A 14720-nucleotide genomic window follows, 5' to 3' on the forward strand; every position below is an offset into this window, starting at 1 on the left:
AATGATTGAATATCTGAATCATATTATGACGGCCTGCCTTGTTGTTGTATGTATGTTTAGTTTTTGCCGGGCAGATGACGCAAAGATTATGGATCTGCCAAAGCCAAGAACTACAGGTGGGCGGCCACTCATGGAAGTACTGCGAGACAGAAAATCTACTCGAGAATTCAGCAAGAAGGAGATACCGCTTCAGGTGCTTTCGGACATGCTCTGGGCTGCATGGGGAGTGAACAGGCCGGAATCTGGCAAACGTACTGCGCCATCAGCCGTGAACTGGCAGGAGATCGACATATACGTGGCATCGGCAAAAGGTCTTTATATTTATGATGCATCTGCTCATTCACTGACACAGGTGCTTTCCGAAGATATACGCGGCGTGACCGGCACCCAGGCTTTCGTGAAGGAGGCGCCGGTCAATCTCATTTTTGTAGCGGATTATTCACGCATGGGTAAGGGGCCACAGAAGGATAAGGATTTCTACTCGGCTACGGATGCCGCGTTCATAAGCCAGAATGTCTATCTGTTCTGTGCTTCTGAGGGATTGGCAACGGTCGTACGCGGTGCCTTGAACCGCGACCGGTTAGCGAAGAAAATGAAGTTATCTTCCGAGCAGAAGATAATCCTGGCGCAGAGTGTTGGCTATCCGCTTGAATAATAGAATATTCGCGGGAATGATCTTCTTTTGACGAAGCACTACAGGACATTTCTTTTTGACCTGGACGGAACATTGACCGATCCGCAGGTCGGAATAACGAATTCTATTCAGTACGCGTTGGCGCGTTTCGGCATCATGGAAAGGGATAGGAAAGGTCTCATAAAGTTCATCGGTCCACCTTTGTTGGAGTCTTTCCGCAAATGGTATGGCTTCGACGATACACGGGGGAGAAAAGCAATCGCCTTTTATCGGGAATACTACGCCGAACAAGGTATCTACGAGAACACGATGTATGAAGGGATCGATGATTTGTTATCCGAACTACACTCACGAGGATGCATGATCGCTCTAGCAACCTCAAAAGCCACCATATACGCGCAGAAGATACTCGAACACTTCGGAATAGCCCAATACTTTGACCGTGTAGAAGGGAGCAATTTTGATCTGACACGGGCGGCAAAATTCGAGATCATCGCGGATATACTTGCGGAGACATCAGCCCGTGACCGTGATGAGTATCTTATGGTCGGCGATCACGTGGATGATATCAGAGGCGCGCGTGAAAATGGTATTGATTCGGTCGCTGCTACTTATGGTTACGGTCTGGAAAGAGACCTGGTAGAAGCCGGACCGACACACATCGTACATACGGTACAGGAGCTGCGTACTTTGTTGCTCAAATCTTCCCAGGGGTAGGTGTTGATGCGTTTTGCGTCCGCTCAGACTCTGGCTGCAATTAAGCGGTTTTATGGGGTCAGGTCTTGACTATTGACAATAGTTGCTCAGTGCCTGTCATCCTCATCAGATTTCCTGAATATGACACCTTGGGTAAACGCCCGCTACAATCAGATTTTGTCAATAGTCAAGACCTGACCCCACAGCTGCTCCATCCGAATAGCCGGCAAATGTTCTTGACAACCCTCACTCTTCGGTTATAATTATGTATGTCAAAAAGAAAACGTAATAGCATAAAAGGACATAAAAAAATACAGGCCAGGTTCTCGACTGTCATTTACACCTTGTTCGGAGCATTCATCGTCCCGCGCGGTGGACAGGTTCACGTGGCCAGTCTGATAAGACTCGTTTTTCCGCTCGGATTTTCGCCAAACGCGATAAGACTCGGTCTTTCGAGGATGACCAGACACGGTGTGTTCGATGTCAAAAGATCTGGTCGCCGCAGTTACTATTCGTTGAATACGAAAGGCATGAAATGGATGGAGCAGGGCAGGGTGCGCGCGTTCGAGGTAAAGCGAAGGAAATGGGATGGGAAATGGCGGTTAGTCGTCTATAGTATCCCCGAAACAATGCGTGACGCGAGGGACAAGCTTCGATACAAACTACAAAGCTTGGGATTTGCCAATCTGAGTGCCTCCTTCTGGATCTCACCTTACGACTTGCACTCGGAGTTGCTCCGATACATGAAAGAAAGAAATATATTCGATTACGTTGAAACGTTCACTGCCGATTATACGGGCCAGCGAGGGCATAAGGAATTGACAGCTACGATCTGGAACATCGCTGAACTAACCAGGCAATACGGGAATTTTGTCAGGAAATATGAAAAGCTTCTTTCATTTTATGAAAGACCGGCAAGAAGTGGAAAACCAATAGGCCTTGCCGAGTGTTTTGCCCGAAGGTTTTGTATGACCGCGGAATATGTTGCGCTTAGATTGGAAGACCCGATGCTCCCGTCCGAGCTTCTGCCCGAGGATTGGGTTGGAATACGCGCCGAGAGGATCTATGATGATCTCTTGAGTTTGCTCAAACCGCAAGCAGATGCATTTGTAGATTCGGTATTGAGTGAATAATGGAGGTGTAATGAGAGTATTTTTTCTGTTCATTGTATTGCTGCACAGTGTCTCGGCAGGTGCGGGTGATGGAGCATTAAGGTTTGTTGTGCTCGGCGCTCGAACCAGTGAACCAGTGGACGGTGTTTTCAGCGATATTATCGATCAGGCATCACTGCTTAGCCCTGATTTCGTGATAAATGTGGGTAACCTCGTCGAGGCGCAAGGTGACGATACTGCATCGACCAGAGCACGTTGGGATGACGTTACGAGCATTATGAGTGTTCTTAACTGCGAATTCTATTTTGTGCCAGGTAGCAGTGACATAATCGATGAAGAAACCCGTAAGATCTATGAACAAGAAACCGGTTGTAGTAGATACTACTCATTCGACTACGGTAACTGCCATTTCATCGTTCTCGATAATTCGATCACAGGGTGGAATTCACTGCAGGAAGCCGATCCAGAACAGTATAGTTGGTTTGTCAGTGATCTGGAAGAGAACAATGGCGCAGGGCATATATTCGTTCTCTTTCATATTCCATATTATCTAAATGCATTGTCCAGCGGTCAGCCGAGTCCATTTGTGGAACAATGCTTGAAATACAGGGTACGCGCCGTCTTCAACGGTGGATTGGGTAGTTACATGTATCTCAATGAGGACGGCATCGACTATATCATGGTCGGCAGCTCGGGTGCCGTCATGCAAGACAACGATGGGGGTAAGGGAAATTTCTATCATTTTCTCTACGTTACTGTCAAAGGCGATGCATACAATGTTGCCGTGATCAAACACGGGGGCGTTCGCTACCGTAATGTTTTCACCGGCAGTGATTATTACTCTGTTCAAAGGGCACAGCAGGAAGTCGTATCTTTTGCCGGCTCCATGGTCAGGGAAGGTGAGAAAAATGTTTCCAGCCGCTGCCAGATGACGGTAAGCAATACCAGTACAGATTCGGTGACAGGGTCGCTCGTGTGGGAATTTGATCCTGCGCGCTTCGTGGTTAACCCTGAAGCGATACCGCTGGCGCTCGGTCCCGAAGAATCGGAAGTATGTGAGATCGAAGTTCAGATATCGGATGGTTCCCAATTGTATCCGCTGCCAAGATGTGTCCTGGAGTATCCATACACGTTTGGCAAGGTATGTACATTGAATAGTGTATTGAGCATCAGGCGGGTCAAAACGGTTGAGTATGTGGATTCGCCTCCTGATATCGATGGCAACTTGAATGATGCCGCCTGGCGGAAATTGTTGCCGATAACCCATCTTGGAGATGATGGCGGCGACCTCTCTTCGACGGAAAAGACTGAGTTGTACTTGGGGTATGACGAGGATAATGTCTATGTGGCGGTGCGTTGTTCTGAGAGTGATACTAGTAACATCAGAGTGTCAGTTCAGGAACATGACGGCCCGACCTACCGCGACGACAACGTCTGGTTTTTCTTCGATGTGAATCATGACCAAGAAACATACTACCAGTTGATCGTTAATCCCGACGGCATGACGTTTGACCGGGCGTGTAGTTTTACAGATGGAAGGGTCAATTCTGAATTGGAATGGAACGGTCCTTGGGAAATAATATCCGGCCGCGAGCAGAATGCCTGGAATCTCGAAATCAAAATACCTAAAAACGAGTTTGCTGAGTGCAGTGACGAACGATGGGGATTCAATTTCCGCAGGCTGCAGACGAGCACCGTTAGTGCCGCGTACTGGACTTTGCCGTTCGGGCATACACCCGGTAACTTTGGCGTCATCGAATTTGAATAGATGAAAAAGAAAATAACACGTCCTGGTTCATGGCGTTCTCCGATTACGTCCGACATCGTCGCCCGGCAGAGCGTCAGATTTGGTGAAATCGTTGTTGACGGCAAAGACATATACTGGGTTGAGAGCCGTCCTGCGGAAAACGGTCGTAGTGTCATTGTACGTTATGATTCCAGGAAAAGAATTTCAGACGTAATCGCTGCACCGTACAGCGCGCGCAGTCGCGTCCATGAATATGGTGGCGCTGCGTTCACGGTTCATGAGGGGGCAATATTCTTCACGAATTTTGCGGACCAGCGGGTATACCGACAAGGACCCGACCTGATTCCCGTTCCTTTGACTCCGGACATGGACAAGCGCTACGCTGACCTTCAACTAGATGCGCGACGTGGTAGAATGGTCTGCATACAAGAAGACCACACTCGGAAGGGAGAACCTATAAATGCCATTGTTGATATCGATATCAATGGTAGTGGGAAATCGCGAATTCTTGTTTCGGGTAATGATTTCTATGCGTCGCCCCGTCTCAGCCCTGACGGTTCGAGGATCGCCTGGTTGACGTGGAATCATCCGAACATGCCGTGGGATGGCACTGAACTATGGGTTGCCGAAGTTGATAACCAGGGAGCTCTGGTGAATTCCCGAAGAATAGCCGGAGGCGTTTCAGAATCGATCTTTCAGCCCGAGTGGTCTCCTGACGGAATACTTTACTTTGTTTCGGACAGGAACGGCTGGTGGAATATATACAGGTTTATTGATGGAAAGGCCGAATGCGTGACTGAACTGGATGTAGAATTCGGCGTACCTCTGTGGAATTTCGGACTGACAACCTACGGTTTTCTCAGTGAAGATCGGATTGCCTGTACCTATAATCAAAAGGGGATTTGTTATTTGGCGACCGTTGATCTCAGGACGAAAAAACTCAGTCAAATAGAGAGTCAATTCACCGATATCACACATCTGAAAACTACTGGTGATTGTCTTGTGTTCCAGGGAGGTTCACCGACCTCCGCGTTAACGGTTGTCAGGTACTACACAAAAAAACCGGAAGAAACAATAATCAAAGCATCAGTTGATACTCGTGTCGGCCCCGGATACATTTCAGAGCCCGAGGCCATTGAGTTCAAGACTAAGGATGATCTGAAGTCTTATGGTTTTCACTATCCACCAAAGAATCGAGATTGTGTTATTGCATCTGGCGAGTTACCGCCGTTGATTGTTGTTACACATGGCGGACCGACTTCGTGTAGTTACGCTTCACTCGATTTGAGGATTCAATTCTGGACGAGTCGGGGTTTTGCCGTGCTCGACGTGAATTATGGAGGCAGTACCGGTTTTGGCCGGCCTTTTCGTGAACGCCTGAAGGGTCGCTGGGGCATAGTCGACGTCGATGATTGCGTCAACGGTGCCAAGTACCTTGTCGACAAGAGCCTTGTCGACGGCAATCGTGTCATTATCCGCGGTGGCAGCGCTGGTGGTTATACTACACTTTGCGCGCTGACATTCCGCGATTTTTTCAAAGCCGGCGCAAGTTACTACGGCGTGAGTGACCTCGAAGCACTGGCAAGGGACACACATAAATTCGAATCGCGTTACCTGGATAGCCTTGTCGGTCCGTATCCAGAGGCCAGCGAGACATATCGTGAACGGTCACCCTTGTATCATGCTGAGCGTTTATCCGCGCCGGTCATATTCTTTCAAGGATTGGAGGATAAGGTCGTGCCGCCTGACCAGGCGGAAAAGTTGGTGACTGCCCTGCGCGAGAAAGGCATACCGGTCGCATATCTGGCCTTTGAAGGAGAACAACATGGCTTTCGCAGGGCGGAGAATATCAAACGAGCCCTGGAAGCCGAACTTTATTTCTATTCGCGCATATTCGGTTTTGAATTGCGTGAGGACGTAGAACCCATAAACATTGAAAACATATAACCCTGCCGAACAAAAGTAAACAAATCCAACCAGGTTGGTTTTGTCAACTATCACTGCAGTCGTATTTGTTATCTCCGAAATCAATGGGCGTAGCCCAAAAGTGCATGCCTGTTCCCAGGGGTTGCTTGACTTTGCGGCACAAGTGATTAGAATATTACCTGTGTATTTTGCGATGTTGATTCGAGGAGGAAATTCATGAGATATTTTCGTGGCATTTTGATGTTTGCCCTCACTACGGTTATTTTTCTCAGCGGTTGTCAATCAAAAAAGACTCGATTCGTGACGATCGGTACCGGCGGCGTAACCGGATTGTACTACCCCACAGGAGGTGCGATCAGCCGGATGCTGAACAAGAAATTCAAACAGTTCAAGATCAAGGCGACGGTTGAATCGACCAGCGGGTCGGTCTTCAATATCAATGCGGTGATAAAGGGTGACATGGAATTCGGAATCGCTCAATCAGACAGACAGTATCAGGCATACAAGGGCCTTGCGGAGTGGGAAGAAGCAGGTGCTCAAAAAGAACTGAGGTCTGTATTTTCGCTTCATGCCGAACCCATTACCCTGGTTGTCTCAGAGCAAAGCGGCATCAGAAAAATTACGGACCTCGGGGGCAAGAGGATCAACCTGGGCAATCCCGGTTCCGGGCAGCTCCAGAATTCGAAAGACGTGCTGTCGGCCGCGGGTCTTTCTGAACAGGATATACTTGCCGAGTATGTTAAGGCGGTTGAGGCACCCGGTCTTTTGCAGGATGAGCGTCTCGACGGCTTTTTCTATACGGTTGGACACCCGAACGGCAATATTAAAGAGGCAACGTCTGGCCGGATCAGAGTATATTTGGTTGACATCAAAGGTGATAATGTAGATAAGATGGTTGATGACTATCCGTACTACGCAAAGGCAATCATTCCGCACCAATTCTACGAGCGTGCCCTCAACACAGAAGATATCGAGACGGTCGGGGTCAAGGCAACGTTCGTGACCTCGGCAAATGTCGCCGAAGACCTGGTGTATGCCCTGGCAAAAATGGTCTTTGAGAATCTCGAAGAATTCAAAGCACTACATCCGGCATATGCATCGCTTACGCCGGAGAATATGCTTCAGGGACTCACCGCACCAGTACACCATGGTGCCATGAAATACTACAGAGAGGCGGGTCTTGATGGATTTATCAACGAGAAACTAATTCCGGAGCAGGATCTTTAGTGATGTTCTACTGATATGCAGAAGCCGGTTGTTCTAATAACAGGTGGGATTTCATTGCCCACCTGTTTTATCATTTTGTAACCAGCCATGCGTAAGAGTCAGGAATATAAGAGAGCCGAGGAGATCCTGAGAGAAGAGACAGGACGTGTAAGAAACAAGAGGCCGACCGATAGAATTATTGTTTCATCGGTTGCGGTATGCTGGGCTCTTTTTCAACTTGCGCTGCCCCGATTCATCATACTGGACAGCGTGACAATAAGGGCTGTCCATCTGGCATTTGCGGTTGTCCTTGTGTTCCTCACGATTCCGATGTTTAAACGCAAGACCAGAATCAAATCATTGAGCACGACAAAATACATCCCAACAATTGACTTTGTTTTCGCGGCGGTCGCGTGCCTGGCAGTATTGTATATTGTCATCGACTGGACCGGGATAGCGATGCGCGCCGGCGTGCCCAGTTCGAGAGATATTGTGATGAGCATAGGTTTGATCCTCGTTGTTTTCGAGGCTTCAAGGCGGGTCATTGGGCTGCCTCTGGTCGTGATCGCTATTCTGTTCACGCTCTATTCTTTCTTTGCTCCGTACATGCCTTCGGTTTTTGCCTTGCGGGGCGTGTCGCTGGAGAAATATCTGAGTCAGGTTGCCCTGTCAACCGAGGGCATTTACGGGATCCCTCTTGATGTCTCTGCCAATACCGTGTTTCTATTCGTGCTCTTGGGAGCCATGCTCGAACGCGCCGGTGCGGTCCGCTTTTTCAATGATCTTGCGATCTCGCTACTCGGCAAATTCAAAGGCGGTCCGGCAAAGGCCGCGTTCGTGGCGAGCGGGTTCACCGGTTTGGTATCAGGTTCGAGTATCGCCAACGTGGTAACAACCGGCACATTCACGATACCGTTGATGAAAAAGGTTGGGTATCCAGGCAAGATCGCGGCAGCAACCGAAGTCGCCGCAAGCACGAACGGCCAGCTCATGCCGCCGATCATGGGCGCCGCGGCATTCATCATTGCGGAATACCTGAGTGTGCCATATCTTGCGGTCGTAAAGGCGGCGGCAATACCGGCATTCGTATCTTATTTTGCCTTATTCTACTTGACGCATCTGGAGGCTTCGAAACTGGGGATGAAGGGATTGCCGAAATCTGACATCCCGCGTTTTGGCGCGGTAATGAAGAGCGGTTTTTACTATCTGATCCCGTTGTTTCTTTTGATATACGAATTGATGGTTGTGCGCCACACGCCAAAGCTCGCGGCATTCAACGCGATCGTGGTGCTGGTGATCATCATAGTCATACGAGAGGTGAGCAAGGCCCGAATGAAGCGAAGCAATGTAGCACGGTCATTGCTAAAGGCAGTGAAGACAATCGGTAATGGGCTGATTGCCGGCTCGCGTAATATGCTCACGGTCGCTCTGGCCACGGCATGTGCCGGAATAGTCGTAGGTATCGTTACCATGGGTATTGGGAGCATGATCGTGCAGGTTGTCGAAATACTCTCGGCCGGTAATCTTTTCCTGTTACTTGTAATCACTGCTATTGCCAGTTTGCTAATCGGCATGGGCCTGCCGACTACGGCAACCTATATTGTCATGGCATCGATCACAGTACCGGTGATAATAAAGTTGAGCGCACGGGGTGTGGTCGATTTTGTGCCGGCAATGGCGGCTCATTTGTTCTGCTTCTATTTCGGGATACTTGCCGATGACACGCCACCAGTCGGTCTGGCTGCTTACAGCGCCGCGGCCATTGCAAAATCTGACCCGATACAGACCGGCATAAAGGGGTTCATGTATGACCTGAGGACCGCGGTGATACCGTTCATGTTTGTCTTCAATGCCGAACTCATACTCTTTGGAGTCCATAATCTTGCTCAGGCGATGTTGATCTTTGTGATGGCGATTTTTGGCGCATTTGCTTTTGCCAACGCAGTCCAGGGTTGGTTCATCACCAAGAACAGGATATATGAAATGCCGTTATTCCTCGTCGCATCCGTGATATTCTTCTATCCGGCTCTGCTTACGAACCTGTTCAATCTAAGCCATGATTTGAGATACTACATGTATTTTGTGGGGTTTGCGATCTACGGTTTTGCATACTTGATACAGAGATCGAGGAGAAAGGAAGTATGATGTCTGACCTTACGCATTACACAGTCGACCTTAAGGAGGTCCCTCGATTTACCTATGGTAAACTCGGGACACTGAATTTCACAATCAAATCGGAGATTTGAGTGAAATTCGTGGGAGGTATTATATGCCAAAAAAATTAAAGGTGGGGGATAAGGCACCGGAATTCTGTCTGCCGGATGCCAATAATAAAAAAGTCTGTATTGATGAATTTAGAGGCAGGTGGCTCGTCCTTTATTTTTACCCAAGGGACAATACGAGCGGCTGCACCAAGGAAGCGGTTGATTTCACAGCCAATGTCAAGGATTTCAAGAAGATGAACGCAGCCGTTGTTGGTGTTAGCCCGGACTCGGTTACCAGTCACATGAATTTCATTAGTAAACACGATCTTGAGGTAATACTGCTGAGCGATCCCGAACATAAGGTCTTAGAAGAATACGGTGTCTGGCAGAAGAAAAGCATGTACGGCAGGGAATACTACGGTGTGGTCCGCACGACATTTGTCATAGATCCAAAGGGAAAGATAAAACAGAAATGGGAAAAGGTCAAGGTCGCCGGCCATGCCGACGCGGTCAAGGATTTTGTCGGCGTGAGCTGCCAGAGACCCATGAAAAAGTAGCACCACTTTGAGGAGAAGAGTTTGGAAGTAATAGAAAAATCATGGAATGAATTCTGGGCATATTACTGGCGCGTTGAAGACCGCCATCGTATTCCGGGTATCTTTGAATGGGATGAAAAAATCGTCAAATTCATCGAGCATGTTTGTCAGCTGAAACCACCGGCACGTATTCTGGACCTGGCATGTGGTGGTGGTGATCAGGCAAAGGTTTTTGCCCAGAAAGGTTATGAAGTGGTAGGTGTCGATATCGCGCCGTCGCTTATCGAATTTGCACAGCAGCAATTCTCGAAGGATAAACTGAAAGGCGATTTCATTGTCGGCGACATGCGTGATATTGAATACGATGCTGAATTCGATGCCTGTGTCATCCTGAGCGGTTCATTTGGGTTTTTTGGCGATGTTGAGGACCAGAAATTACTGTGTTCGATAAATAAAGCGCTGAAGAAGGGCGGTAAGGTCTTCATCATGTTCATATCGGCGAGCCAGCAAGTGGATCACAAGAGAACATGGATAGAACTTGATGATCATTGGGAGCTCGAGGAAACCTGGTTCGACGCAGAAACATGCACTCATTGCGGCACGAGTGTCATCATTCGAAAAGATGGTACGGTGATCGTACCCAAAGAGGAGTCAGGATATAACGCAAATGAACGAATACGCTGCTACACGCTACCCGAGATGCGTGCGATGTTTTCCAACGCCGGGCTTGAATACTCGGCTTCGTATTCCAGCCGGCATCTCGACGTACCGCCAAAACCGTTGCCAAGGGGTGCAATACATAATATCGTGGTTGGTGAACGGAAGATTTGAAAGATGCAAAAGGAGGAGTGTTATGGGTAATAGTATTGAAGAAATAAAGAAGGAAGTGTGGGCATATTTCAAGGATATGCAGGTCATTTACCTGGCAACGGTGGAGGGTGATATGCCCAGGGTGAGACCGGTCACGCTTATCCATTATGACAAGAAAATGTGGGTAACTACTGGTTCCGGTGATAACAAGATAAAACAAATAGAGGAAAACGATAACATTGAGTTCTGTCTATTGGTGAGTGCAGGCGAGAATAGTGGATACGTGCGTTGTAAGGGCACAGCAGAGATCGTTAAGGATACCGATACCCGGAAACTGCTCGCTGATAATACACCATTTTTCAAACAGTTCTGGAAGGACACAGATGATCCCGGATATGCTCTGCTCCGGATACATACCCGCGACATTGAGTATCTCAAACCAGGCAGCTTGAAAACTGAGCATTTCTCTGTAGTATGAGTATTATGCTCAAGGCGTAGTGATCGCAAGCAGATGAAAATGAAGAAGGTATGTTTGTTCCACAGGCATCGAGAAGAGGTCGAACAGATAATCCCTGAACTGAATAAGGCAGGCTATCTTATTGAGCATTCCGATGTAAGTCCTGCTGCTCTACGAAGATTAAAGGAAAATCCCCCGGCCGCTGTGATTATCGACCTGACACACGCGCCGTCTGGAGGTCGGGACGTCGGCATTTATGTACGCCATTATAGGGCGACGCGCCTTGTGCCCATTATTTTTGCAGGCGGCACGCCAGAAAAGGTTGCAAAGGTCAAGGAACACATACCCGACGCGGTGTACACAGAATGGAGGACGGTCAGGCGTGATTTGAAACATGCCATCTTGCATCCACCGGTTGCACCGGTGGCGCCTGATTCGCTGCTTGCCGGATATTCGGGTATTCCGCTGGTTAAAAAACTGGGTATCAAGCCGAACACAATCGTTACTCTTATTGACGCGCCCCATGATTTTGATAGATTATTACTTTCGATGCCGGCCGGGGTAATACTACGGAAGCGGTTCAGTAAGCAAAATGACCTGATCATCTGGTTCGTGAAGTCACGGAAAGTTTTGCAGAAGCGTGTGGGGGATATTTCCAAACGCGTCGGAAATGCTGGATTATGGATCGTCTGGCCAAAGAAGAGTTCGCATATTCCTTCTGATCTGTCGCAGAGATTGGTGCGTGAAGCGGGGCTCAATGCTGGTCTCGTTGACTACAAGGTTTGTGCGATTGACAGAACGTGGGCAGGATTGAAATTCTCGGTTCGGAAAACCAGGTAGCAGATCCTTTCTTGATGCTGCAAGAGGGAGGTTGAATGAAACATTGGACAGAAAAATTCTTTGTCAGAAAACCTGAGTTGTGGCTGCATTTTCTCGACAGAGGCTGGCAGCGTAATAAACTTACCGTACGAGCGATAGCAAAGATCTTAAGAAAACATGGTATCGCCAGAGGGCGTCTGCTTGATATCGCTTGCGGCAATGGCCGGATATGTATTCCAATGGCGAAAAAAGGTTACAGCATCACCGGCATAGACATCAGTTCTCTTTATATTGCTGATGCGAAGAAAAGGGCCGTCAGAAGCCGGGTGAAAATCGAATTTATCTGCGGCGATATGAGAAAACTCCCTCGTTTAGTGCGCGGCAAATTTGATGCAGTCTTCAGTGTGTGGACATCGATCGGCTATTATGATAAAAAAGCGGACGAAGGGCTGTTTAGAACGGTCGCACGGCGTATGAAGAAGGGGGCTTTGTTCTTGGTTTTCAATACGATGTCGCAAGAGTATTTGCTGCAGCACTATTGTACTCATATGTTCAATGAAACCGACAAGTATGTAGTATTGCACAAGGACAATAGATTTGACCGCTACCGTTCCGAAAACATAGAGACCTGGGTATTCTATGAAAAAACCGGGAATGATTTGATATACGTTGACGAATTGAAGCTCAAATTGAGGATATACTCGCTCTCTGAACTGGTCGAAATGGCCGACAAGGCAGGTTTTGAATTCGTTGACGCCTATGATAGCCTGAAGGATTTGACACCGGCAAGACCGGATAGCACGATTAACGCGGTTTTTCGAAAGAGATAGGTTCAAATGAGGAGGATTTTGGATGAATAAGGACAAAATACCATCGCATCACGGATACAAGGAGAAAAAGAAAGGGCGTTTTCCCAATGCGACCATGAAATTGCTTGTGCAAAGGGCGAGCTGCCGTAACTTTGCCAATAAGAAAATACCGAAGAGCGTATTGGATATGATCCTGGAAACAGGTACACACGCTGCAACCGGCGGCAATCTACAGCCGTATTCGATCATAAAGATCGAGACGAAGGAAAAAAGGGAAAAACTCGCAAAGATGTGCTATCAGAATTTCATCGCAAAGGCACCGGTGAGTTTGATTTTCTGTATTGACTGGCGCCGACTCCAGAGATGGGCAGAGATTGAGAAGGCGCCCTTTACAGCTACCAGTAGTTTCCGGCACTTCTGGATCTCATTCCAGGATACGATCATATGCGCACAGAACATCTGTACTGCTGCTGACTCATTTGGTCTGGGTTCAGTATATATCGGTACGATAATGGACTTGATGCGTGAGGTGCGCGAGATGTTTGAACTTCCAAAGGGTGTATTACCTGTTGTTTTATTATGCCTTGGATATCCGAAATCCAAACCATTGGTAAGAAGAAAATTGGGAAGGGAAGTAATTGTCCACGATGAAAAATATCATGAGATGAGCAATGGGGCATTGAAGAATGCATACGGTGAGAAGTATCATCATGCAAAGATAGAGACTACGGATGAACGGCTTAAGAGAATGCGTGAAGTCTGTCAAAAGGTCCACGGCAAATCTTTTGCAGATAAGTGTCTGTATCGCATAAAGCAGAATGGTTTCATCAACGTAGCCCAGCGTTATTTTGGCCTTCATTATGCAGCAGATATCATGCCCGATGGCAACGAGGATTTCATAAAAACAATGAAGGAATTCGGATTCGATTGGTTTGAGAGATTCAAGCCGAAAAGGTATCCGAACCGATATAAAATCAAGGAGGAAAAATGAAGGAAAAGAAGGCGAACGACCAGGAAAGTTACGAGCGAGCTAAGAAACGTGTAGAAGAATTGAAATCCTTCTACTCTCATCTATTTGTGTACCTGGCAGTAAATGCGGGTTTGTTTCTTCTGAATATCTTGACATCACCGAGTCACCTGTGGTTCTACTGGCCGCTCATTGGTTGGGGTATCGGCTTGGCTATTCACGGGTTGAGTGTTTTCGGCACACAAAAGATGCTTGGTAAGGATTGGGAAGAAAGGAAAATACAAGAGCTGATGGAAAAGGAGAAGAAGTGAACGAGAATGCCATAATTGCGTACGAGACGAAAAGTGGTGTGACTGGTGAATCGGCGGAGATCATCGCTGGCGTGTTGCGTGGGAAATACGGGTTTGAGGTGGATGTCGTGAATCTGAAGGACAATCCAAAACCTGATCTGACCCAGTATAAGAATATTTTCATCGGCAGTGGCATTCGCGTGGGCAGGTGGTACGGACGGGCGAAGAAGCTCCTCAATGGTGATTTCGGAGGCAAGAATGTCGTTGTGTTCGTTTCGGCATGCTCGGCAGGTGATCCCAAAACCCATGATGAGGCAGTTGGTAAGTATCTGAAAGATGTCCTGGCGAAATACCCGAAGGTAAAGCCGGTAGCGGCTGCGGCCTTTGGCGGACGCATGAAGATGCTCGGTAAGGTCCAGTCAGATACCTGTGATCCAGAGAAGGTTCGTGTATGGGCCGAGGAGGTCGGTGCAAAGTTAGGAAAATGATGATTTCTTTAGAATCCGT

Annotated in this window: 15 protein-coding genes; all 15 read left to right on the forward strand. The window is 48.0% G+C overall.

Going from position 1 to position 14720, the window contains the following annotated elements; translation table 11 throughout:
• Nucleotide 1: 1 nt before the first annotated feature.
• The 15 genes from OEV79_06735 to OEV79_06805 all read left to right on the forward strand — a co-directional run bounded on the left by OEV79_06735 (nt 2) and on the right by OEV79_06805 (nt 14701).
• Entirely contained in the window at nt 2–655 is a 654-nt protein-coding gene (locus OEV79_06735) for a SagB/ThcOx family dehydrogenase (protein MDH4211129.1), read from the forward strand.
• Between the two features lie 27 nt (nt 656–682).
• Entirely contained in the window at nt 683–1351 is a 669-nt protein-coding gene (locus tag OEV79_06740) for an HAD hydrolase-like protein (GenBank protein ID MDH4211130.1), read from the forward strand.
• Nucleotides 1352–1599: 248 nt separating this feature from the next.
• Nucleotides 1600–2463 carry a hypothetical protein gene (locus tag OEV79_06745; protein MDH4211131.1) on the forward strand — a complete coding sequence of 288 codons (864 nt, stop codon included), beginning with the start codon at nt 1600–1602 and terminating at the stop codon, nt 2461–2463.
• Nucleotides 2464–2473: 10 nt separating this feature from the next.
• Complete coding sequence (locus OEV79_06750) at nt 2474–4210, forward strand: metallophosphoesterase (protein ID MDH4211132.1); 1737 nt, start codon at nt 2474–2476, stop codon at nt 4208–4210.
• Complete coding sequence (locus tag OEV79_06755) at nt 4211–6136, forward strand: S9 family peptidase (protein MDH4211133.1); 1926 nt, start codon at nt 4211–4213, stop codon at nt 6134–6136.
• A 219-nt stretch (nt 6137–6355) separates the two neighbouring features.
• The gene (locus OEV79_06760) at nt 6356–7342 is read left to right on the forward strand and encodes a TAXI family TRAP transporter solute-binding subunit (GenBank protein ID MDH4211134.1); all 987 of its coding nucleotides are present in this window, start codon (nt 6356–6358) and stop codon (nt 7340–7342) included.
• 87 nt (nt 7343–7429) lie between these two features.
• On the forward strand, nt 7430–9466 hold the full coding sequence (locus OEV79_06765; GenBank protein ID MDH4211135.1) for a TRAP transporter permease: 2037 nt from the start codon (nt 7430–7432) through the stop codon (nt 9464–9466).
• A 124-nt stretch (nt 9467–9590) separates the two neighbouring features.
• On the forward strand, nt 9591–10082 hold the full coding sequence (gene bcp, locus OEV79_06770; protein ID MDH4211136.1) for a thioredoxin-dependent thiol peroxidase: 492 nt from the start codon (nt 9591–9593) through the stop codon (nt 10080–10082).
• 21 nt (nt 10083–10103) lie between these two features.
• Nucleotides 10104–10892, forward strand: coding sequence for a class I SAM-dependent methyltransferase (locus tag OEV79_06775; protein ID MDH4211137.1), 789 nt, complete (start codon nt 10104–10106; stop codon nt 10890–10892).
• Nucleotides 10893–10914: 22 nt separating this feature from the next.
• Complete coding sequence (locus OEV79_06780) at nt 10915–11349, forward strand: pyridoxamine 5'-phosphate oxidase family protein (GenBank protein ID MDH4211138.1); 435 nt, start codon at nt 10915–10917, stop codon at nt 11347–11349.
• Between the two features lie 39 nt (nt 11350–11388).
• Nucleotides 11389–12168, forward strand: a complete 780-nt coding sequence (locus OEV79_06785) for a DUF3052 domain-containing protein (GenBank protein ID MDH4211139.1) — start codon at nt 11389–11391, stop codon at nt 12166–12168.
• A gap of 35 nt (nt 12169–12203) precedes the next feature.
• On the forward strand, nt 12204–12977 hold the full coding sequence (locus OEV79_06790) for a methyltransferase domain-containing protein (protein MDH4211140.1): 774 nt from the start codon (nt 12204–12206) through the stop codon (nt 12975–12977).
• Between the two features lie 22 nt (nt 12978–12999).
• Nucleotides 13000–13947, forward strand: a complete 948-nt coding sequence (locus OEV79_06795; GenBank protein MDH4211141.1) for a nitroreductase family protein — start codon at nt 13000–13002, stop codon at nt 13945–13947.
• Entirely contained in the window at nt 13944–14234 is a 291-nt protein-coding gene (locus OEV79_06800) for a 2TM domain-containing protein (protein MDH4211142.1), read from the forward strand. The genes OEV79_06795 and OEV79_06800 overlap by 4 nt, the downstream gene beginning before the upstream one ends.
• On the forward strand, nt 14231–14701 hold the full coding sequence (locus OEV79_06805; GenBank protein MDH4211143.1) for a hypothetical protein: 471 nt from the start codon (nt 14231–14233) through the stop codon (nt 14699–14701). The genes OEV79_06800 and OEV79_06805 overlap by 4 nt, the downstream gene beginning before the upstream one ends.
• Nucleotides 14702–14720: the final 19 nt, after the last annotated feature.

The sequence above is a fragment of the candidate division WOR-3 bacterium genome, from assembly GCA_029858255.1.
In the GTDB taxonomy this organism is placed as follows: Bacteria; Hydrothermota; Tepidihabitantia; order SM23-42; family SM23-42; genus SM23-42.

Bases quoted from the DNA above. Each gene is read 5' to 3' on its own strand.
- OEV79_06735 (MDH4211129.1), top strand. From the start codon at position 2: ATGATTGAATATCTGAATCATATTATGACGGCCTGCCTTGTTGTTGTA.
- OEV79_06745 (MDH4211131.1), top strand. From the start codon at position 1,600: ATGTCAAAAAGAAAACGTAATAGCATAAAAGGACATAAAAAAATACAG.
- OEV79_06750 (MDH4211132.1), top strand. From the start codon at position 2,474: ATGAGAGTATTTTTTCTGTTCATTGTATTGCTGCACAGTGTCTCGGCA.
- OEV79_06755 (MDH4211133.1), top strand. From the start codon at position 4,211: ATGAAAAAGAAAATAACACGTCCTGGTTCATGGCGTTCTCCGATTACG.
- OEV79_06760 (MDH4211134.1), top strand. From the start codon at position 6,356: ATGTTTGCCCTCACTACGGTTATTTTTCTCAGCGGTTGTCAATCAAAA.
- OEV79_06765 (MDH4211135.1), top strand. From the start codon at position 7,430: ATGCGTAAGAGTCAGGAATATAAGAGAGCCGAGGAGATCCTGAGAGAA.
- bcp (MDH4211136.1), top strand. From the start codon at position 9,591: ATGCCAAAAAAATTAAAGGTGGGGGATAAGGCACCGGAATTCTGTCTG.
- OEV79_06780 (MDH4211138.1), top strand. From the start codon at position 10,915: ATGGGTAATAGTATTGAAGAAATAAAGAAGGAAGTGTGGGCATATTTC.
- OEV79_06785 (MDH4211139.1), top strand. From the start codon at position 11,389: ATGAAGAAGGTATGTTTGTTCCACAGGCATCGAGAAGAGGTCGAACAG.
- OEV79_06790 (MDH4211140.1), top strand. From the start codon at position 12,204: ATGAAACATTGGACAGAAAAATTCTTTGTCAGAAAACCTGAGTTGTGG.
- OEV79_06795 (MDH4211141.1), top strand. From the start codon at position 13,000: ATGAATAAGGACAAAATACCATCGCATCACGGATACAAGGAGAAAAAG.
- OEV79_06800 (MDH4211142.1), top strand. From the start codon at position 13,944: ATGAAGGAAAAGAAGGCGAACGACCAGGAAAGTTACGAGCGAGCTAAG.